Annotated in this window: 20 protein-coding genes; 11 read left to right on the forward strand and 9 right to left on the reverse strand. The window is 66.9% G+C overall.

Translation table 11 applies throughout. The annotated features are described in order from the left end of the window. Positions 1-17 precede the first annotated feature (17 nt). Together BM002_RS03210 and trpE are read left to right on the forward strand one after the other, a co-directional pair. Positions 18-1,901: a peptidylprolyl isomerase gene (locus BM002_RS03210; protein ID WP_092777237.1), complete on the forward strand. Its 1,884-nt coding sequence runs from the start codon at positions 18-20 to the stop codon at positions 1,899-1,901. After that, complete coding sequence (trpE, locus tag BM002_RS03215; RefSeq protein WP_092777239.1) at positions 1,898-3,400, forward strand: anthranilate synthase component I; 1,503 nt, start codon at positions 1,898-1,900, stop codon at positions 3,398-3,400. Before BM002_RS03210 ends, trpE begins: the two co-directional genes overlap by 4 nt. Here trpE and BM002_RS03220 read toward each other — a convergent pair. Genes BM002_RS03220 through BM002_RS03235 form a run of 4 tightly spaced genes read right to left on the reverse strand, consistent with a single transcriptional unit; the run spans position 3,397 to position 6,211 of the window. Then, a complete protein-coding gene (locus BM002_RS03220; protein WP_092777241.1) occupies positions 3,397-4,023 on the reverse strand; it encodes a hypothetical protein in 627 nt (208 codons plus the stop codon). The genes trpE and BM002_RS03220 overlap by 4 nt on opposite strands. A 54-nt stretch (positions 4,024-4,077) precedes the next feature. Next, on the reverse strand, positions 4,078-4,536 hold the full coding sequence (locus BM002_RS03225) for a YaiI/YqxD family protein (protein ID WP_092777243.1): 459 nt from the start codon (positions 4,534-4,536) through the stop codon (positions 4,078-4,080). Then, complete coding sequence (locus tag BM002_RS03230) at positions 4,533-5,501, reverse strand: hypothetical protein (protein ID WP_092777245.1); 969 nt, start codon at positions 5,499-5,501, stop codon at positions 4,533-4,535. The genes BM002_RS03225 and BM002_RS03230 overlap by 4 nt, the downstream gene beginning before the upstream one ends. Then, the gene (locus BM002_RS03235) at positions 5,498-6,211 is read right to left on the reverse strand and encodes an HpcH/HpaI aldolase family protein (protein WP_092777247.1); all 714 of its coding nucleotides are present in this window, start codon (positions 6,209-6,211) and stop codon (positions 5,498-5,500) included. Before BM002_RS03235 ends, BM002_RS03230 begins: the two co-directional genes overlap by 4 nt. 245 nt (positions 6,212-6,456) lie before the next feature. Between BM002_RS03235 and BM002_RS03240 the strand changes: the two genes are divergently transcribed. From BM002_RS03240 to BM002_RS03255, 4 genes are all read left to right on the forward strand, one after another. After that, complete coding sequence (locus BM002_RS03240; RefSeq protein WP_092778702.1) at positions 6,457-7,467, forward strand: C4-dicarboxylate TRAP transporter substrate-binding protein; 1,011 nt, start codon at positions 6,457-6,459, stop codon at positions 7,465-7,467. 81 nt (positions 7,468-7,548) lie between these two features. Then, the gene (locus BM002_RS03245) at positions 7,549-8,178 is read left to right on the forward strand and encodes a TRAP transporter small permease subunit (protein WP_092777249.1); all 630 of its coding nucleotides are present in this window, start codon (positions 7,549-7,551) and stop codon (positions 8,176-8,178) included. Then, entirely contained in the window at positions 8,178-9,596 is a 1,419-nt protein-coding gene (locus tag BM002_RS03250; RefSeq protein WP_245749110.1) for a TRAP transporter large permease, read from the forward strand. Before BM002_RS03245 ends, BM002_RS03250 begins: the two co-directional genes overlap by 1 nt. Before the next feature lie 232 nt (positions 9,597-9,828). Continuing rightward, a complete protein-coding gene (locus tag BM002_RS03255) occupies positions 9,829-10,050 on the forward strand; it encodes an EF-hand domain-containing protein (RefSeq protein ID WP_092777251.1) in 222 nt (73 codons plus the stop codon). 66 nt (positions 10,051-10,116) lie between these two features. Here the strand turns inward: BM002_RS03255 and BM002_RS03260 are convergent, their stop codons facing one another. Continuing rightward, positions 10,117-10,977 carry a LysR family transcriptional regulator gene (locus BM002_RS03260; RefSeq protein WP_092777253.1) on the reverse strand — a complete coding sequence of 287 codons (861 nt, stop codon included), beginning with the start codon at positions 10,975-10,977 and terminating at the stop codon, positions 10,117-10,119. A 96-nt stretch (positions 10,978-11,073) separates the two neighbouring features. On the opposite strand from BM002_RS03260, the gene BM002_RS03265 reads away from it, so the two are divergent. From BM002_RS03265 to BM002_RS19220, 3 genes are all read left to right on the forward strand, one after another. Further along, positions 11,074-12,117: a sodium-dependent bicarbonate transport family permease gene (locus BM002_RS03265; RefSeq protein WP_092777255.1), complete on the forward strand. Its 1,044-nt coding sequence runs from the start codon at positions 11,074-11,076 to the stop codon at positions 12,115-12,117. Between the two features lie 255 nt (positions 12,118-12,372). Further along, the gene (locus tag BM002_RS03270; protein ID WP_092777257.1) at positions 12,373-14,124 is read left to right on the forward strand and encodes an acetolactate synthase 3 large subunit; all 1,752 of its coding nucleotides are present in this window, start codon (positions 12,373-12,375) and stop codon (positions 14,122-14,124) included. Beyond that, positions 14,124-14,297, forward strand: coding sequence for a hypothetical protein (locus BM002_RS19220; protein WP_175484787.1), 174 nt, complete (start codon positions 14,124-14,126; stop codon positions 14,295-14,297). Before BM002_RS03270 ends, BM002_RS19220 begins: the two co-directional genes overlap by 1 nt. A 136-nt stretch (positions 14,298-14,433) precedes the next feature. On the opposite strand, the gene BM002_RS03275 is transcribed toward BM002_RS19220, so the two are convergent. After that, on the reverse strand, positions 14,434-14,817 hold the full coding sequence (locus BM002_RS03275; protein ID WP_175484788.1) for an EF-hand domain-containing protein: 384 nt from the start codon (positions 14,815-14,817) through the stop codon (positions 14,434-14,436). A 258-nt stretch (positions 14,818-15,075) separates the two neighbouring features. Between BM002_RS03275 and ilvN the strand changes: the two genes are divergently transcribed. After that, a complete protein-coding gene (gene ilvN / locus BM002_RS03280) occupies positions 15,076-15,639 on the forward strand; it encodes an acetolactate synthase small subunit (RefSeq protein ID WP_092777259.1) in 564 nt (187 codons plus the stop codon). A 54-nt stretch (positions 15,640-15,693) separates the two neighbouring features. On the opposite strand, the gene coaD is transcribed toward ilvN, so the two are convergent. Together coaD and BM002_RS03290 are read right to left on the reverse strand one after the other, a co-directional pair. Further along, the gene (coaD, locus tag BM002_RS03285; RefSeq protein ID WP_092777261.1) at positions 15,694-16,188 is read right to left on the reverse strand and encodes a pantetheine-phosphate adenylyltransferase; all 495 of its coding nucleotides are present in this window, start codon (positions 16,186-16,188) and stop codon (positions 15,694-15,696) included. Between the two features lie 77 nt (positions 16,189-16,265). Beyond that, positions 16,266-16,703, reverse strand: a complete 438-nt coding sequence (locus BM002_RS03290; protein WP_092777263.1) for a CBS domain-containing protein — start codon at positions 16,701-16,703, stop codon at positions 16,266-16,268. Positions 16,704-16,800: 97 nt separating this feature from the next. Here BM002_RS03290 and BM002_RS03295 point away from each other — a divergent pair, with 97 nt between their 5' ends. After that, complete coding sequence (locus tag BM002_RS03295; RefSeq protein WP_092777265.1) at positions 16,801-17,988, forward strand: amidohydrolase; 1,188 nt, start codon at positions 16,801-16,803, stop codon at positions 17,986-17,988. Here BM002_RS03295 and BM002_RS03300 read toward each other — a convergent pair. Continuing rightward, entirely contained in the window at positions 17,977-18,867 is an 891-nt protein-coding gene (locus BM002_RS03300) for a LysR family transcriptional regulator (protein WP_092777267.1), read from the reverse strand. The two genes, BM002_RS03295 and BM002_RS03300, sit on opposite strands and share 12 nt — an antisense overlap. Positions 18,868-18,897: the final 30 nt, after the last annotated feature.

Below are 18,897 nucleotides of genomic sequence, written 5' to 3' on the forward strand. Positions count from 1 at the left end.
AACCAAAGGGGGCAGTCATGGCCGAGCAACGTCGCAAGAAGAAGACCAACGTCGTGGTCTGGGCCGTTCTGGGCCTTCTGATCCTCGCCTTGGGCGGATTTGGCATCGGTGGCTTTGGCGGCACCCTGTCGTCGGTGGCCCGCGTCGGTGACCGCGAAATCACCGTGCAGGACTATTTCAACGCCCTGCAATCCGAACAGAACCGCCTGCGCCAGCAAACCGGCCAGGCCTTCACCGTCCAGCAATTGCAACTGTTCGGCATCGACCAGCAGGTCATGGAGCGTCTTTTGGCCAGCGCCGCCTTGGAACACGAGGCCGAGCGGGTCGGCGTGTCGGTCGGCGACGTCATGGTGGCCGAGCGCATTCGCAACAACCCCGCCTTCAGCGGCGTTGCCGGTGGCTTCGACCGCGAGGGCTATGCCTTTGTGCTCGACCAATCCAATCTGACCGAAGCCCGCTACGAGGCCCGCATCCGCGACGAAATCGCCCGCGAAGTGCTGCAAGCCGCCGTTCTGGGCGGAACCGAAGTGCCCGACGCCTATGTCGACGCCCTGGCCGCCTGGATTTCCGAGACGCGCGACATCACCGTGACGACGATCACCGTCTCGGACCTCGACGGCGGCGCCACGGCTCCGACCGAGGACGACCTGCAAGCCTTCTACGACGCGAACCCCGCCCTGTTCGAGACGCCGGAACTGCGCGCCGTCACCTATGCATGGGTCTCGCCCACCCGCCTGATGGACGAGGTCGAGGTGGACGAAGACGCCCTTCGCGCCCTCTATGACGACCGGATCGACGACTATCGCCAGCCCGCCCGGGTTCTGGCGGAGCGCCTCGCCTTCGCCGACGAAGATGCCGCAAATGCCGCGCTGGCCGCCATCAATTCCGGGGAACGGACCTTCGAATCCTACGTCGAGGAACGCGGCCTGACCCTTGAGGACGTGGATCAGGGCGACCTGTCTGCCGCCGATCTGGGGACCGAAGCCGCCGCCGCCGTCTTCGCGCTGCAAGAGCCGGGGATGGCCGGGCCGGTCCCGTCCGGGTTGGGCCCCACGCTCTACCGGGTGAATGCCATTCTGGACCCAACCGAAGTCACCTTCGAGGAGGCCCGCGAAGAGCTGGAGGACGAATTCGCCGGACAGGCCGCGCGTCGCCGCATCGATGATGCCCGCGAAAACATCGACGACCTTCTGGCCAGTGGCGCCACCCTCGAGGAAGTCGCGGGCGAAACCGATCTGGAGGTCGGCAGCCTGCAATGGGACGCCAGCGCCGAAGATGGTGTCGTGGGCTTTGGCATCCTGGGCTATGACACCTTTCGCGAAGCTGCGCGCCAGGCCGAGGTGGGCGATTTCCCCGAACTCGAAAGCCTCGAAGACGGCGGTCTCTTTGCCCTGCGCCTCGACGAAATCATCGCGCCGAGCGTTCCGCCGCTCGATAGCATCCGCGCCGATGTCGAGGCCGCCTGGCAGGCCGACACCCGCACCCGCCGCCTGATCGACCGGGCCGAGGCGCAGGCCGCCGACCCGACCCGCGACACCGCCGCCGAAGGCGTGGACCTTTCGGACGTGGCGCGGGATGCTCGCCTCGACGGTATCCCGTCGACCGTGATCGCCCGCGCCTTCGAGATTGCCGCAGGCGAGACGGTCGCCATCGAAGGCGACGACCAGAACGCCTATGTCCTGACCGTGACGGCGGTGAACGCCGCGGACCTGACCACCGGGGATGCCGCCGAAATCCGCCAGGCCATCGAGCAGCAGACCCGCAGCGAAATCGCCACCGACCTGTTCGAGGGCTATGGCCGCGCGGTCCAGGCTCGCGCCGGATTTACGGTCGATGCGCAGGCCGTCGAAGCCGTCAACGCGCAGCTGACCGGCGGCGTCGCCAGGGGCAATGGCGGATGATCGCACCCGACTTCGCCGCCTTCGAGGCGGGGTTCGAGCGCGGCGCAAATCAGGTTCTCTGGACCCGCCTGCCCGCCGACCTCGACACGCCCGTGTCCCTGATGCTCAAGCTGGCCGAGGCGCAGCCGTTTTCCTTCGTGCTGGAATCCGTCACCGGCGGCGAGGTTCGGGGCCGCTATTCCATCGTCGGCATGAAGCCGGACCTGATCTGGGACTGTCGCGGCACCACCAGCCGGGTGAACCGCGCCGCACGCTATGATCCCGACGCCTGGGACGACACAGGCGCGCCGCTCGATGCGATCCGCGCGCTGCTCGACGAAAGCCGGATCGACCTGCCCGAGGGCCTGCCGCCCGCGTCGGCGGGGCTGTTTGGATACCTGGGCTACGACATGATCCGGCTGGTGGAACACCTTCCGGACGTGAACACCGACACGCTCGACCTGCCCGACGCGGTGTTGATGCGCCCCTCGGTCATCGCGGTGCTCGACGGCGTCAAGGGCGAGGTCATCCTGGTCGCCCCGTCCTGGCGCGCCTCGGGCGGGACCGCGCGGAGCGCTTACGCCCAGGCGGCAGAGCGGTTGCAGGACGCGCTGACCGCCCTGTCGCGCCCCATCGTCGAGGCGCGGGACATGGCCGACCCCTTCGATCTGGCCGAACCCGCGTGCAACTTCACCAAGGACGGCTACAAGGCCGCGGTGGAAAAGGCGCGCGACTACATCGCGGCCGGCGACATCTTTCAGGTCGTCCCCTCGCAGCGCTGGACCTATGACTTCCCGCTGCCGCCCTTTTCGCTCTACCGCGCGCTGCGGCGCACGAACCCTTCGCCGTTCATGTTCCACTTCGACCTGGGCGGCTTCCAGATCATCGGCGCCTCGCCCGAGATCCTGGTCCGCGTCCTCGACAACGAGGTGACGATCCGCCCGATCGCGGGCACCCGCCCGCGCGGCGCCACCCCCGAGGAAGACCGCGCTCACGAGGCCGAACTTCTGTCAGACGAAAAGGAGCTGGCGGAACACCTGATGCTGCTCGACCTGGGGCGCAACGACACGGCGAAGGTGTCGAAGGTCGGAACCGTGCGGCCGACCGAGAAATTCATCATCGAACGCTACAGCCACGTGATGCACATCGTCTCCAACGTCGTCGGTGAGCTTTCGGCCGACCACGACGCCCTGTCGGCCTTGCTGGCGGGCCTGCCTGCGGGGACCGTCTCGGGCGCGCCCAAGGTCCGCGCGATGGAGATCATCGACGAGCTGGAGCCCGAAAAGCGCGGCGTCTATGGCGGCGGCGTCGGGTATTTCAGCGCGGGCGGCGACATGGACATGTGCATCGCCCTGCGCACCGGCGTACTCAAGGACGGCAAACTTTACGTCCAGGCGGGCGGCGGCGTGGTCTTCGACAGCGACCCCGAGGCCGAATGGCAGGAGACGGTGAACAAGTCCCGTGCCCTCAAGATGGCCGCCTCCGAGGCGGGGCGCTTCGCCCGGTCGGGCAACCGCTAGGCACCGTAGTCCGCCAGCGGCATCAACCTGGCGCCAAGGATGACATCCGCCGAGAGCAGCGTTTCGACAAGATCGCGGTGCAGCAGGACCGGGCTGATGCCGACCCCGTCGAGCAGGAACAATTGGCGATCTTGCAGCAGAAGCGGCGCCACCCGTTCCGGGTCGAGCCTGATCCGCGACAGGTTGGCCGAAAAATCGATCTCCGGATCGAACGGCGTGCCATATTCCGAACGGCTTCGGTCCCAGAGGTCAAGCCCTTCCATGAAGTGCAGGTAGAAGATCGGCTCGGCATGATCGCCATGGATGGTCCGCAGAATCGAGGGCACCAACTCCCATCCTGTTGCCCGTGTCCGTGCCAGAACCTCTGCCACCATCGCCGACACCAATATTTCGCCGCCGCTCACCACCCAATGCCCGATCTCGCCCGGAACATTGTCGCGCAGGCGCAGTTCGCGCTCATCGATCTCGAACAGCATCGGCTCTGCGCGGGAAATCGGGTCGCGGTCGTACATCCTGTCTGCGGTCCAGTCGTTCCCGGTGACGAACCCGGCAAATCGGGGCGCGTCGTCCACCCACTCCCGGTCCCGAAGCACGATGAAATAGTCGTCGGTCGGATCGTTCATGGCGGAGGCCTTTCGGGGTCGATGTTCAGGGCGGTTGACGCCGTCATGCAACCGCTAGCCCCGCGCGATCCGGGTCAGCACACGGTCGAGGGCGTTCTTGAAATTGGCGCGGTCGGCCTTGGCGTAGGGCTTTGGCCCGCCCCCCTGCCCGCCGGTCTGCCCCTCCAGCCCCGGGCGCAACTCATGCATCAGGTCGCGGGTGGCGACCACGTCGCCGATGCTGGCGGGCGTGAATTCGCGGCCCCTCGGGTCCAGCGCGGCGCCGCCCTTTTCGATGACCCGCTGCGCCAGCAGGATGTCGGCGGTGATCGTCACGGTGCCGGGCCGGGCGACTTCGGCGATGGCGTCGTCGGCGGCGTCGAAGGCATCGCCCGCCGCGAAGAACCGGATCAGCGGATGGTCGGCCACGCGCAGATAGCTGCCCGCCACGAAGATCGCCTGGATATTGCGGCGGATGGCGACTTCGGTGATTTCGGTTTTCACCGGGCAGGCGTCTGCGTCGATCAGGATCATGCGAAATGGCCGGACTCAAAAGGGACGTCCTGACTGCCCTCGGGCGTCGTCACCGTCAAGCCGTCCGCCGCCACGGTCAGGCCCGTTACCCGGTGCAGGCCGGTCATGCGCAGGATCGCGGTCGGGATCACGTGGCGGCCCGGCGGCAGATGCGTCAGCACGCCCTCGTCCGCGACCCGGCCCCGCCCGGCCAGCGCGGCGGCGAACCCCTCGGCCCCGGCGCAGATCGCGTCTTCCACCCCCAGAATACCCCGCGCCCCGTGCCAGGGCACTCCGGTCCGCGCGCCATTCGACATCCAGAGGTTCGTCATCGGCAGTTGGCCCGCCTGTTTCAGGAAGAGAATCGTGTCGCCGTGGCCCGCGCGCGCGACCGCCGTCCAGACCAGGCCCGGGGCGTGGATCACGGTCACGAATTCTTCGCAGGTCCGGTCGGGATAGTCGGCGAACGGCCCCCACCCGGCTTCCCGCGCGCCCGGGTCGAACACCGGACTTTCGGCGGCGAAGGTCAGCGCCGTGCGCACCGGCCCCGACAGGCGCGCGCCCCCCGCAACGTCCAGCATCGGATGCAGCGCAAAGGTGTAGGGCGCGGTCAGGTCCAGCGTATCGATGCGATAGAGAACCGGGTGCCCGTCCCGCACCGCCAACCGCGTCTCGATCGCGCCCCGGACGAAGCCGCACCGCGCCGTCAGCGACGAAGGCCCGTGCCGCGTCACCTGCCACGGCGCATTGGCGACCGCCCCGTGCGGCGGCCCGCCATCCACATCGTCCCGCCCGAACGGGGCGCAGGCGAAACTGCCCCCAAGGCGCCGCTCGACCATCGGGATCGTGCCGTCGGCCTGCATCCCCGGATCGTCCCGCCAGGGCGCGGACCACAGGACAGGCACACCGTCGATCACCAGCCCGGGCAGATGCCCGCACCCCGCGTCGAACCGCGCGTGAATGCCCCGGGCCGCAATAACCCTCACAAAAGCGCCCACAGGCCCGACGCCAGCACCATCGCATCCGACCCGAGCGACACCACCCGCGCACCGCAGCCGATCCACCTGTCGGGATCGGCGGCGAATATGCCGGGGGCCACGCCGGTTGCGGCAATACGCGCAATCGCATCTTCGAGGGCCGCATGGACGACCGGGTCCGTCGCCGTCGTGCCCATGTCGGCGGCAAGGTCGGCGGGGCCGAGAAAGACGCAGTCGACGCCTGGCACGGCGCAGATCGCCTCGAGGTTGGCCAAGGCCGCCCGGCTTTCGGCCTGCACCCAGACCGAGACGTCGCGATTGGCCCGCTCCACATAGCCGGGGTCGAGGCCATACATCGCCGCGCGCGCCACGAAGGCGCCCATTCCGCGGCGCCCCTCGGGCGGATAGCGGCAGGCGGCGACGGCCTGCGCCGCCTGTTCGGGCGTGTCGATCATGGGCACCAGAACCGTCTTTGCGCCCAGGTCCAGCACCTGTTTCAGGATCCAGTCTTCCAGCACGGGCACCCGCACCACCGCTTCGGGCGCGGCGATCAGACGGCGGCGAATGCAGCCCGGATCCCAGGCCCCGTGTTCGCCGTCGATCACGATCCAGTCGAACCCGGCCCGCGCCGCCAGCTCCGCCATTTCGGGGCCCGGCAGGTTCTGCCAAAGGCCGCGCAGGGTCTCTCCGGCGCGAAGCCGTTGTTGCAAGCTGTTCATGCGCCTGTCGTGACATGACGGCTTTGCCCCTCGCAAGGTCCAACATGCGGGCCAGTCGGAGAATCTGCACCCTTGCCTCGAATCCTGTGCGGAAACCCGCACAAACGCACGGTAACCTCCCCCTTGAAAACTATATTTCGTTATTTCTCAATATTTTGCGAAAAGGGCTTAATGTCGTGTTTGTGTCCGCGCCAACCCTTGCTAGGCTTCGGGCGGACGGGGACAAACCCCGCATCTGGGAGGATATCATGAAAATTCTGACAACGGCGTCCGTCGCCGCCCTGACGCTCGCCTTCGCCACCGAAGCCATGGCCGTAGAATGGAACGTCTCGCTCTGGGGGACGCGCCGCGCCTTTACCGAGCATGTCGAAAAGCTGGCCGAGCTGGTGGCCGAACGGTCCGGCGGAGAGTTCACGCTGTCGATCAACTACGGCGGCCTGTCCAACGAGCGCGAGAACCTTGACGGCATCTCCATCGGCGCCTTCGAGATGGCACAGTTCTGTGCCGGCTATCACAACGACAAGAACCGCGCGATCACCGTGCTGGAGCTGCCCTTCCTCGGCGTCCAGAACCTGGAGCAGGAAGTGGCCGTCGCCCGCGCCGTCTATGCCCACCCAGCCGTCGCCGCCGAAATGGCGCAGTGGAACGCCCGGATGCTGATGACCAGCCCGATGCCGCAGTACAACCTTGTCGGCACGGGCGAACCCCGCGTGACCGTCGACAGCATGAACGGCATGCGCGTACGCGCCACCGGCGGCATCGGCGACGTGTTCGCCAGCGTCGGCGCGGTTCCGACCTCGGTCACCTCGTCCGAGGCCTATAACGCCATGGAATCGGGCGTCGTCGACTCGGTCGCCTTTGCGCAGCACGCGCATCTGTCGTTCCGCACCATCGACATCGCCGACTGGTGGACCGAGAACCTGAACCCCGGGACCGTCAATTGCCCCGTGGTCGTCAACATCGACGCCTATGACGCGCTGTCGGACGAGCATCGCGCCATTCTGGACGCCGCCGTCGATGACTCCATCGCATATTACCTGGAAAACTACGGCAAGCTTCTGGAAGGCTGGGAAGCCACGCTGACGGAAAAGGGTGTGGCCAAGGTCACCGTGGACGCCGCCGAGATCGCCAAGCTGGCGGCCAACGCACAACCCATCCATGACGCCTGGATCGCCGAGGCGACGGCCAACGGACTGCCGGGTCAGGAGCTTTATGACCTGACCGTGCAGTCGGTGGCCGCCAACGCGCCGAAGTAAGGCGCGCCCTTCGACCGGAAAGATCGCGGGTTCCGGCATGTTCGCCGGAGCCCGCCCGAGACCTTGTGCCAAGGGGGCGCCATGTCCACCCCATCCTCTGTTTTGTCCGACGACACCCTGTTGTCCCGGATCGACCGCGGCCTTCTGCGGGTCGAGGCGTTCCTGAACCTCATGTCCGGCTTCGTCATCGGCGCACTCGTCCTGGTGGCGATCTATAATGTCATCGCACGCAAACTGCTGAATGCGCCGGTGCCCGGGTATGTCGACTGGACCGAGCAGTTCATGGCCGTCTTCGCCTTCCTGGGCCTCGCCTATGTGCAACGCGAGGGCGGGCACATCCGCATGGACATGGTCGTGGGCAAGCTGCGCGGCCGGATGCTGTGGCTGTTCGAATGGCTGTCGGTGATCTTCATGCTGGTCGTGACGACGGCGCTGATCTACGGCACCTGGTTCCACTTCGACCGCTCCTTCGACTGGGGCGCGCCGAATTTCTCGACCGACAGCTCCATCGACATCTCCCTGCCGCTCTGGCCCTCCAAACTGGCCGTGCCGGTGGCTCTGGCGCTGCTCTGGCTGCGGCTGGCGGTACAGATCTGGGCCTATGGGCGCGGATTGCGCACCGGCGACGACGCCATCGTGGCCGTCCCCCTTCCCGAAGACCCCGCCGAACAGGCAAACAAGGAAGCGGCAGCCGTCGCCGGAGCAGATTGATGGACCAGTTTATCGACATGAAGTCCGTCCTGGAAGGCGTTGATATCTTTAACGTCTCGCTCTGGCTTTCGGGGCTGTTGCTGATCCTCGTCCTGATCGGGGTCCGGGTCGCCTTCGCCGCCGCCTTCATCGGCTTCGTCGGCCTCTGCGTGTTCTTCATGCAAAAGCAGGGCTTCGACAAAGGCTTGATCACCGCCGCGAAATTGACGGGTCAGGTGCCGCATTCCAAGGCGACAAGCTATGCCCTGTCGTTGATCCCGACCTTCATCCTGATCGGCTATCTCGCCTATTACGCCGGCCTGACGAAATACCTGTTCGAATGCGCGAAACGCTGGATCGGCTGGACGCCGGGGGGGCTCGCCGTGGCGACCATCTTTGCCACCGCCGGTTTCGCCGCCGTGTCTGGCGCGTCGGTCGCCACCTCGGCCGTCTTCGCGCGCATCGCCATCCCGGAAATGCTGAAGGTCGGCTATGACAAGCGGTTCGCGGCGGGTGTCGTCGCGGCGGGCGGCACATTGGCCAGCCTGATCCCGCCCTCGGCCATCCTGGTGATCTATGCGATCATCGTGGAGCAATCGGTGGGCAAGCTGCTGCTGGCGGGGTTCCTGCCGGGTCTCGTCTCGGCGCTGATCTATGCGGGGCTTGTGATGGGACTGGCCCGGTTCCGCCCGTCGCTCGGCCCGCCCGTGGGCGGCTATACCTGGAGCGAGCGGTTCAAGTCGCTGCCCGGCGCGCTGCCGATCCTGCTGGTCGTCTTCATCATCGTCTATTCCATCTATTTCGGCTGGGCCACGCCGACCGAAGCCGGCGCGCTCGGGGCCGGTGTCGTCCTTGTCATGGCGCTCTGGCAGGGGATGCGGTGGGGACAGCTGCAAAGCGCCCTGATGGAGGCGGCGAAATTGACCGTCATGATCTTCGCGATGATCTGGGGCGTGCTGATCTACGTCCGCTTCCTCGGCTTTGCAAAGCTGCCTGACGCCTTTGCAAACTTCATCACCGGCGTCGACCTCGGGCCCTATCAGGTTCTGTTGCTGATCCTGCTCGCCTATGTGGTGCTCGGCATGTTCATGGATGCGATCGGGATGCTGATCCTGACGCTGCCCATCACCTTCCCGGCGGTCATGGCGCTCAATGGCGGGGTCGGCGACGCGCCCGGTGCGCTTGGCATGACGCAGGAAGAGGCGGCGATCTGGTTCGGCATCATCGTCGTCAAGATGGCGGAACTCTGTCTCATCACGCCGCCCATCGGCCTGAACTGCTTCGTCGTGGCGGGCGTGGCGCAGGACGCCAAGATGGACATCTCGGTCCAGGATGTGTTCCGCGGGGCCTCGCCGTTCTTCGTGGCCGATGTGGCGACGGTGGCGGTTCTGATCGCCTTCCCGGGAATCGTTCTCTGGCTGCCGGGGTTGATCGGCTGATCCGGGAACCGGCGGGGACGGGCCGAAACGCCGCGTCCCTGCCGGAGGCGATCCGCCGAGCGGATTTCGCCCCTCTTTTCGCGCAGGAATGCGCTGCGCCATATGCCCCGAAATGGCGGGGTCGCGCACAATTCATGGGCATTGGGCGAAGACCCCTGCACGGTCGCGTCACATCCGGTCTGGTGAGGGCGGGCAACAAAACTGCCTGCCTTAACCAACACGGAGAAATACCATGAAAACCCTTCTGAGCAGCGCCGCAACCGTCCTGATCCTGGCCGCCCCCCTCTGGGCGCAGGATGCGGATGGCGACGGCAACGTCAGCCTCGAAGAGCTTCAGGCCGTCTACCCGGACGTGACGGCCGAAAGCTATGCCGCGATGGACACGGATGCCGACGGCACGCTGAGCGCGGCCGAAATCCAGGCCGCGATCGACGCGGGCACCCTGGGCGGCTGATGATGTGACGGCTGTGTGATGGCGGCGCTCCGTGACCTCTCCACGGGGCGCCGCTTTCGTTTCCGGTCAGGCCAGCAGGCTGGCCAGGGCCGGATGTGGAAACCGCCGCAGGATGGTGACGGCGTGGAACGGCACCCGAAGGCCCAGGTCGAACGGCGCGGTGGCAAGCCTTCCACTTGCGATTTCATCGGCCAGAACGACGGCGGGGGCCACGGCCAAGCCGACCCCGGCCCGGGCCAGAAGGCGCACCATCGCCATATCGTCCACATCGGCCACCACGCGGGGTGCCACGCCCAGACGCGCGGTCAGCGCGGCAAACCCCGCCCGGATCGCCGCATCCGTCGGCAGGATCAGAGGCTCGGTCGCCAACATCTCCCGCAGGGTGCCGCCGGTCAGCCGGTCGGGCCGCCCGTGCAGGCCGACCGCCTGATCGTCGATCCGCTGCGCCGCAAGACCGGCCGCCGCATCCCCGCCCGGCAATTCGGTCGTCAGCACCACGTCCAGCGCCAGCGACCGAAGCCCTGCCAGCAAGGTCCGCGTATCGCCCGACGTCAGCACGATATCGACATCGCCGCGCGACAGCACCGGCTCCAGAAACCGCATCTGGAAGTTGCGCGACAGCGTCGACAGCGACCCGACCCGAAGGGGTGCCGCCACCGACCCCGCCTGCCGCAGGGTGGCCAGCAACTCCTCGCCCGCACCAAAGATGCGATCCGCATGGTCGAGCGCGATGCGCCCCGCTTCCGTCAGCGCCAGCCTGCGCCCGACCCGGTCGAACAGGTCGTGGCCCAGACGCGCCTCAAGCTGGCGGATCTGGATCGACAGGGCGGATTGAGAGACGTTCATGCGTTCGGCCGCGCGACCCAGATGCCCTTCGCGGGCGACCTCGTGAAAATAGCGCAGGTGGTGATAGTTCAGGTCGCTCATACATCTATTTATTAGAACATTTCGCCGTAAAAGATATATTTTATTTCATACGTCGACATCGCTACCCCCAGGGTCAGTCAAACAAGGACGGACCCCATGGATATCTTGCTCAACATTCTGACCACGATTCTGGACCAGCTTCAGAAACCCACCCTTGCCTTCCTGATTGCCGGCATGATGCTGGCCGCCCTCGGCAGCAAGTTCGAGGTGCCGGATCCGGTCTACAAGTTCATCGTGATCCTGCTGCTGCTCAAGGTCGGCCTGGGGGCGGGCATCGCGGTCAAATCAGCCGACCCCCTCGCCCTTGTGGTACCCGCCCTGTTGGCCGCCGCCGTCGGCATCGCCATCGTCCTTCTGGGCAGCGTCACGCTGGCGCGCTGGAAGGGCGTGACGCCCGTGGACGGCATGGCGACGGCGGGCCTGTTCGGGGCGGTTTCGGCCTCGACCCTGGCGGCGGGCATGGCGGTTCTGGACAGCGAGGGCGTCGCCTACGAAGGCTTCATCGGCGCGCTCTATCCCTTCATGGACATCGCGGCGCTGGTGACGGCCATCGTGCTGGCCAAGGTGGCGCAGGCACGTCGGGCGGCCCAATCGGTTCAAGGCGGCACCCTGACCATGGGCGGCAGTGGCCCAAAGCTGGAGCGGGGCCTGATCGGCGGCATCCTGACCGATACCTTCCGCAGCCCGGCGATTTCCGCCCTTCTGGCCGGTCTCGGCATCGGTATCCTGGCCGACCCGGCCTCGGTCTTCGACAGCTTCTACGAGCCGCTGTTCCGGGGCCTTCTGTCGATCCTGATGCTGATCATGGGGATGGAAGCCTGGGCCCGGTTGTCGGAATTGCGGAAAGTGGCGCATGCCTACGTCCTCTACGGGGTCGCAGCGCCACTGATGCACGGGATGATCGGTCTGGGCGCGGGTCTGATCGCCCACCACCTGACCGGGTTCAGCCAGGGCGGCGTGGTCCTTTTGGCGGTAATGGCGGCATCCAGTTCGGATATCTCGGGCCCGCCGACCCTGCGCGGCGCCCTGCCCGAGGCGAACCCCTCGGCCTATGTCGGCACCTCGACCGGCCTTGGCACGCCCGTCGCGATCCTGTCGATCCCGCTCTGGATTGCGCTCTCGGGGCTGGTCATGGCCTGACCACCGCCGACAGGGCGCGCAACAAATGCAAAAAATGTGGCGGGATGGGGCAATTTTCTCCACCCCGCCTGTTGACCCCGCCGGTCCCATCGGTATGGATACGCGCAGACGAAGGAAACAAGATGAACACGCTTCTCGTAATCGTAGGAACAGGGTGCATGGGCTGAGGGATCGGCAACCATAACGGTAACCATGCGCCCCCGGAGTTCCCCCTCCGGGGGTTTTTCGTGGAAGCGCGGCGAAAGGAACAGGACGATGAAACAGATGACCGGGGCACAGATGGTCGTGCGCGCGCTCAGGGATCAGGGCGTGGACACCGTGTTCGGCTATCCCGGCGGGGCCGTCCTGCCGATCTATGACGAGATCTTTCAGCAGAACGACATCCGTCACTTCCTGGTCCGCCACGAACAGGCCGCCGTCCATGCCGCCGAAGGCTATGCCCGCTCGACCGGCAAGCCGGGTGTCGCGCTCGTCACGTCCGGACCGGGGGCGACCAACGCGGTGACCGGCCTGACCGACGCGCTGATGGACAGCATCCCGATCGTCGTCCTGACGGGTCAGGTGCCGACGTTCATGATCGGCTCGGACGCCTTTCAGGAGGCGGATACCGTCGGCATCACCCGCCCCTGCACCAAGCACAACTGGCTGGTCCGCGACACCGATGCCTTGCCCAAGATCATCCACGAGGCGTTCCACGTCGCGACCTCGGGCCGCCCCGGTCCCGTCCTGATCGACATCCCGAAGGACGTGCAATTCGCCAGCGGCGACTACACCAGCCCCAAACAGGCCAAGACCTCCCACTATCAGCCCCGCCTGAAGGGCGACCCGGCCGAGATCGAGCGTCTGGTCGAGTTGATGGAAACCGCCGAACGCCCCGTGTTCTATACCGGCGGCGGCGTCATCAACTCGGGGCCCGCGGCAAGCCAGCTTCTGCGCGAACTGGTCGAGGCGACGGGCTTTCCCATCACTTCCACCCTGATGGGCCTCGGCTGCTATCCGGCATCGGGGGCCAAATGGCTCGGGATGCTGGGGATGCACGGCCTCTACGAGGCGAACATGGCGATGCACGGCTGCGACCTGATGATCAACATCGGCGCGCGGTTCGACGACCGGATCACCGGCGTGTTGTCGGGGTTCAGCCCGAAGTCGACCAAGGTCCACATCGACATCGATCCGTCATCCATCAACAAGGTGGTCAAGGCCGATGTCCCGATCCTGGGCGACGTGGCGCATGTGCTGGAAGACGCGCTGCGCCTGTGGAAATCGCGCGGGCGCAAGACCAACGCCGGCAAGGTCCAGAAATGGTGGGCCCAGATCGAGCAATGGCGCGCCGTCGACTGCCTGAAGTTCAAGCAGGAAGGCGCGGTCATCAAGCCGCAGCACGCCGTCGCCCGGCTTGAGGCGCTGACCAAGGATCACGACCGCTACATCTGCACCGAAGTCGGCCAGCACCAGATGTGGGCCGCGCAATACCTGGGCTTCGAAGAGCCGAACCGCTGGATGACCTCCGGCGGTCTGGGCACCATGGGCTATGGCCAGCCCGCCGCCATGGGCGTGCAGGTCGCGCATCCCGACAGCCTGGTGATCAACGTCGCGGGCGAGGCGAGCTGGCTGATGAACATGCAGGAGATGGGCACGATGGTGCAGTATCGCCTGCCGGTGAAGCAGTTCATCCTGAACAACGAACGCCTCGGCATGGTGCGCCAGTGGCAGGAACTGCTCCACGGCGAGCGCTATTCCTCCAGCTGGTCCGAGGCCTTGCCCGATTTCGTCAAGCTGGCCGAAGCTTTCGGCGCCAAGGGCATCATGTGCTCCGACCCCGCCGATCTGGACGATGCGATCATGGAGATGATCAACCACGACGGGCCGGTCGTCTTCGACTGTCTGGTGACCAAGCATGAAAACTGCTTCCCGATGATCCCGTCGGGCAAGAACCACAACGAGATGCTTCTGGGCGACGCCGAAACCCAGGGCGTGATCGACGCAAAGGGTTCGGTGCTGGTGTAATGCAGACGGAGATCACCTTCGTCGCGCCGCGCTTTCAACGCACGTCCGCGGAACTGGACGATGGTGCCGAGGGCTATATCAACCCCGGACGGTCTGCCCGCGGGCTGAGCGATTTCCTGACCCGTGGTCTGACCGATGCGGGTGTCACGAACTTCGCGCTGGAGGACAATTGAGCACCATGCGTAACAAGGCCAGGCACAACGAAAGGGGTGGCGGGGCGCAGGCTCGCCCGATGGGAGGCATTGACGCGCCCCTGCCCCGCCTCCGGTCCCGACGCAGCATGACGGGACCGGGTGCTGCGGCGCTTTGTCAGCGCGACAGCATGCCGTCCTCGGCCAGATCCGCCTCGACCTGGGCCATCTCTTCGGTTTCGATGGTGCCCGACCCGTTGGTGTCGTACCGGTTGAACAGCAGCGCGTTGTATTCCGCCTCGTCCACGACACCGTCGCCGTTCAGGTCCATGTTGCCGTATTCGCCGATTTCGGTCAGGCCGGAGTCCCACTCGGTCGCATCCAGTGTGCCACTGCTGTCCACGTCGAACTTGGAAAACGTCGCCATGGAGGCGAAGCCGGACACGAATTCCTCGGGGTTGAGCGTGCCGTCGGCATCCACGTCCCATTGCGCCACGGCCAGCGCCGGCCCGGCCAGGGCAATCGCGAACAGGGCGGCGGGCATGGTCAACTTGATGGTCATCTTCATCTCTCCTGGATCACGGCCCGACATCTTGTCCGGCCTCGCCCCACGACATCGGCGGGCATGGCGCCGCGTGCCAGCCCCGCCCTACCGGGACCGCCCGAACCGACTGCTTGCCGCCGCCCCGTCGGCGGTCCTCTGCGCGAATTTCGGCGGATTTCCCGCCTGCCCCTCTTTTCAGGCACTTGCCCGCCGACGCGCGCGCAGCTTTGCCGACCCGATCCCCACTCACGCCCATCCCGACCGGAGAACCCGCACATGTCGCCACTGAAACTCAAGAAGGGCTCGACCAGCCATTCCGCCTATAACCTGCGCCCGGAATTTTCCGACAAGGAGGAGCGGCACACCCTCGCCGTGATCGTCGACAACGAGGCGGGCGTGCTGGCCCGGGTCATCGGCCTGTTTTCGGGGCGCGGCTACAACATCGAAAGCCTGACCGTGGCCGAGGTGGACCACGAGGGTCACACCTCGCGCATCACGGTCGTCACCACCGGCACGCCGCAGGCCATCGAACAGATCAAGGCCCAGATCGGGCGCATCGTGTCGGTGCGGGCCGTCGCCGACCTGACCGTGGGCGGCAAGCCGGTAGAGCGGGAGCTGGCGCTGTTCAAGGTCGCGGGCACCGGAGACAAGCGGATCGAGGCGCTGCGTCTGGCCGAGATCTTCCGCGCCAACGTCGTGGACAGCACCCTCGACAGCTTCGTGTTCGAGATCACAGGCGACGTCGGCAAGATCGACGCCTTCGCCGACCTCATGCGTCCCATCGGTCTGGTCGAAATGGCCCGCACCGGCGTCGCGGCCCTGTCGCGCGGCGCGGAATAACGCACCCGATACCGGCCGCTGCGCTATCCTGCGCGCGGCCGACGCAACCTGCCCTCAGCCGCCGAAGCGCGCGATCAGCGCGGCGTTCACCGGCGGCGTCACAAAGGCCGAGACATCGCCGCCAAGTCGCGCGATTTCCTTGACCAGCTTGGACGCGATGGCCTGATGCTCGGCCTCGGCCATCAGGAAGACCGTCTCGATCTGATCGTTCAGGATACGGTTCATCCCGACCATCTGGTATTCATATTCGAAATCCGCCACCGCGCGCAGGCCGCGCACGATCATCTGGGCGCCGACATCCTGCGCGCAATCGATCAGCAGGTTCTCGAACGGGTGACAGACGATCTCGGTCCCGGTCCGTTCCGACCAGAAGGCGCATTCCGCCTCGACCATGGCGACGCGTTCCTCGAGCGAAAAGAGCGGTCCCTTGTCGCGATTGATGGCGACCCCGATCACCAGCCGGTCCACAAGCGTGCAGGCCCGCTTGATGATATCGATATGGCCCTTCGTGATCGGATCGAAGGTTCCAGGATAGAGACCGGTGCGCATGGGACGCCTCCCGCAAGATTATTGCGTCCTGCCTGACATGGCGTCGCGACAGGTTCAAGCGGGCGATCGGCGTGGCCTCAGGCGTGACCGGTGATCATCGCCTCCAGCGCGTCCTTCTCCATGCTGACCTCGCTCAGCCGCGCCTTGACCACATCCCCGAGCGAGATCAGGCCGACCAGCAGCCCGTCTTCCTCGACCGGCATGTGGCGGAACCGGCCCTCGGTCATGCGCGCCAGGATCGCATCCGACCGGTCGCCCGGGGCGCAGGTCTGCAACTTGCTGGTCATCAGGTCCGACACCTTGTGCGTCAGGACATCCGCGCCGTCCTGGCCCAGACGGCGGACGATATCGCGTTCCGACAGGATGCCTTCGGCGCGGCGACCGTCGCTCGACACCACCAGGGCACCGATGCGGCGTGCGGCAAGTTCGGCGACGGCGTCGGCGATGCTGGTGGCCGGATCGATGGTCAGGACGCCCTGCGTCGACTTTCCCGACAGGATTTGGGTTACAAACATGGGGCCCTCCTCTGATCTCTGATGACCAAGCGTTGCGCTGACCCCGCGTCAAGTCAAGCCTCGTGACTCCGGCGCGGATTTGCGGCACGAGGCTTCCATGACCCAGGATCATCTCACCCCCGACGATCTTGCCGCGCTGATCGCGCTGCGCCGCGACCTGCACCGCCACCCCGAACTCTCGGGTCAGGAGGGGCGGACGGCCGCCCGCATTGCCGCCCTGCTTTCCGATCTGGGGGCCGACGACCTGGTGACCGGTCTGGGCGGGCACGGTGTCGCCGGTGTCTTCGCGGGCGCACGTCCTGGCCCCACGGTCCTTCTGCGCTGCGAACTCGACGCCCTGCCGATTGCCGAGACGGGCACGCCGGACTGGGTCAGCACGGTGCCCGGCACCGCCCATCTCTGCGGCCACGACGGGCACATGGTGACGATGCTGGCGGTGGCCCGGATGCTGTCGCGCGCCCGCCCTGCCCGGGGCCGCGTCGTTTGCATGTTTCAACCCGCCGAGGAAGACGGAACCGGCGCCATCGCCGTCTGCGCCGACCCGGCCTATGGCGCGCTGACCCCCGACTGGGCTTTCGCGCTGCACAACGAACCGGACCTGCCCCGCGGCACGGCCCATGTTCCCGTCGGGCTGGCCAGCGCGCCCTCAGTCGGGCTGCGGCTCGATCTGACGGGAACCGAGGCCCATGCCTGCGCCCCCGAGACCGGCCTGTCGCCCGCCGCGGCGATGGCGCGCCTGATGGCCGAGCTGCCCGCCCTGTCCGGGGGACGGTTTCCCATGGCGGACTACAGGCTCGTCACCCTCTGCCACGCCCGCCTGGGCGACGCGGCTTTCGGCATCGCCCCCGGTCGGGCCGAGGTTCTGGTGACCGCCCGCACCACGTCGGATGCAAGCCTTGCGGAACTGGTCGCGACCATCCGCGCGCTGGCCGAACGGGTGGCGCACGACGCGGGCCTGGCCCTCGCCATCACCGAACACGACGCGTTTCTGGCGGGCGTGAACCACCCCGACGCCGCCCGTATCCTCCATTCTGCCGCAAGTGCCGCCGGGATCGCGACGCAGACGGGTGTGCCCCTTCGTGCCTCCGAAGACTTCGGGCGCTTCGGCCACGATTGCCCGGCGGCCATGCTCCTTCTGGGGGCCGGACCGGGACCGGCCCTGCACAACCCGGACTACGACTTCGACGATGCCCTGATTGCGCCGGGCGCGGCTCTGCTGATCTCGGCCGCCCGCGCCGCCTTGACCCAAGGTCAATCACATGAAGATCGCGCTCTAACCGACTGACAAGGCTTCCAGCCGTGCGACTTCTTCCCGCACCCCGTCGGCCAGCAAATCCGCTGTCCGGCTGATGAGCGGCCCGCCCGCGTCGCCGTGCCGGCTCAGGTGATAAGCCCGCGTCAGGCGCACCTCGCCCGGCAGGACGCGGACAAGTCCGGGCGCGGCGGCCAGCATGAAATCGTGGACCACACCGATGCCACCCCCGGCCCGGATCAACCCCAGTTGAACCGACGCGGAATTGGAGGCGAGGCCCGGCGCATTGGCCCCCACCTCGCCCAGATAATCCAGATCCGCGTCAAAGATCATGTCCGGAATATAGCCCACGATCTCATGCCCGCGCAGGTCGTCGCGCGTCGCCACCGGCCCCCGCACCGCCAGATAGTCGCGGTGCGCCGCAAGGCTCAGATGATAGTCACATAGCCGCCGCACCCGCAGCCGACCGGCCTTGGGCGGCGACACCGTGATCGCCAGATCCGCCTCGCGCCGCCCCAGGTCGAACACGCGCGGCAGGGCGACGACATCCAGACCAAGGGCAGGATGCAACGCCCGCAACCGGGCCAGTACGGCGGGCAGCACGTGGTTGGCGACCCCGTCGGGCGCGCCGATCCGCACCCGTCCGCGCAACCCGTCGTCCGCGCTCAGCGCTGCGACCCCGGCCCGCGCCCGCGCCTCCATCGCCTCGGCGTGGGGCAACAGGCGCTGACCCGCTTCGGTCAGGGCATAGCCGCGCGGCGATTTCAGGAACAGCGCCGCCCCCGCCGCCGCCTCCAGCCGGGTGACCCGTCGGCTCAGCGTCGCGGGGTCGAGGCGCAGCGCCCGCCCCCCTTCGGCCAGCGACCCGGTCCGCGCCACACCCAGGAAAATCCGCAGGTCATCCCAATCCATCCGCCAGCCATCCTTGCAAAAATGCAAGGC

The organism is Jannaschia pohangensis, assembly GCF_900113875.1.
Lineage (GTDB): Bacteria > Pseudomonadota > Alphaproteobacteria > Rhodobacterales > Rhodobacteraceae > Jannaschia > Jannaschia pohangensis.

What these genes read in the sequence shown, in the direction of transcription:
- BM002_RS03210 (WP_092777237.1), top strand. Translation starts at nt 18, where the DNA reads ATGGCCGAGCAACGTCGCAAGAAGAAGACCAACGTCGTGGTCTGGGCC.
- trpE (WP_092777239.1), top strand. Translation starts at nt 1,898, where the DNA reads ATGATCGCACCCGACTTCGCCGCCTTCGAGGCGGGGTTCGAGCGCGGC.
- BM002_RS03220 (WP_092777241.1), bottom strand. Translation starts at nt 4,023, where the DNA reads ATGAACGATCCGACCGACGACTATTTCATCGTGCTTCGGGACCGGGAG.
- BM002_RS03225 (WP_092777243.1), bottom strand. Translation starts at nt 4,536, where the DNA reads ATGATCCTGATCGACGCAGACGCCTGCCCGGTGAAAACCGAAATCACC.
- BM002_RS03235 (WP_092777247.1), bottom strand. Translation starts at nt 6,211, where the DNA reads ATGAACAGCTTGCAACAACGGCTTCGCGCCGGAGAGACCCTGCGCGGC.
- BM002_RS03245 (WP_092777249.1), top strand. Translation starts at nt 7,549, where the DNA reads ATGTCCACCCCATCCTCTGTTTTGTCCGACGACACCCTGTTGTCCCGG.
- BM002_RS03250 (WP_245749110.1), top strand. Translation starts at nt 8,178, where the DNA reads ATGGACCAGTTTATCGACATGAAGTCCGTCCTGGAAGGCGTTGATATC.
- BM002_RS03255 (WP_092777251.1), top strand. Translation starts at nt 9,829, where the DNA reads ATGAAAACCCTTCTGAGCAGCGCCGCAACCGTCCTGATCCTGGCCGCC.
- BM002_RS03260 (WP_092777253.1), bottom strand. Translation starts at nt 10,977, where the DNA reads ATGAGCGACCTGAACTATCACCACCTGCGCTATTTTCACGAGGTCGCC.
- BM002_RS03265 (WP_092777255.1), top strand. Translation starts at nt 11,074, where the DNA reads ATGGATATCTTGCTCAACATTCTGACCACGATTCTGGACCAGCTTCAG.
- BM002_RS03270 (WP_092777257.1), top strand. Translation starts at nt 12,373, where the DNA reads ATGAAACAGATGACCGGGGCACAGATGGTCGTGCGCGCGCTCAGGGAT.
- BM002_RS19220 (WP_175484787.1), top strand. Translation starts at nt 14,124, where the DNA reads ATGCAGACGGAGATCACCTTCGTCGCGCCGCGCTTTCAACGCACGTCC.
- BM002_RS03275 (WP_175484788.1), bottom strand. Translation starts at nt 14,817, where the DNA reads ATGACCATCAAGTTGACCATGCCCGCCGCCCTGTTCGCGATTGCCCTG.
- ilvN (WP_092777259.1), top strand. Translation starts at nt 15,076, where the DNA reads ATGTCGCCACTGAAACTCAAGAAGGGCTCGACCAGCCATTCCGCCTAT.
- coaD (WP_092777261.1), bottom strand. Translation starts at nt 16,188, where the DNA reads ATGCGCACCGGTCTCTATCCTGGAACCTTCGATCCGATCACGAAGGGC.
- BM002_RS03290 (WP_092777263.1), bottom strand. Translation starts at nt 16,703, where the DNA reads ATGTTTGTAACCCAAATCCTGTCGGGAAAGTCGACGCAGGGCGTCCTG.
- BM002_RS03295 (WP_092777265.1), top strand. Translation starts at nt 16,801, where the DNA reads ATGACCCAGGATCATCTCACCCCCGACGATCTTGCCGCGCTGATCGCG.
- BM002_RS03300 (WP_092777267.1), bottom strand. Translation starts at nt 18,867, where the DNA reads ATGGATTGGGATGACCTGCGGATTTTCCTGGGTGTGGCGCGGACCGGG.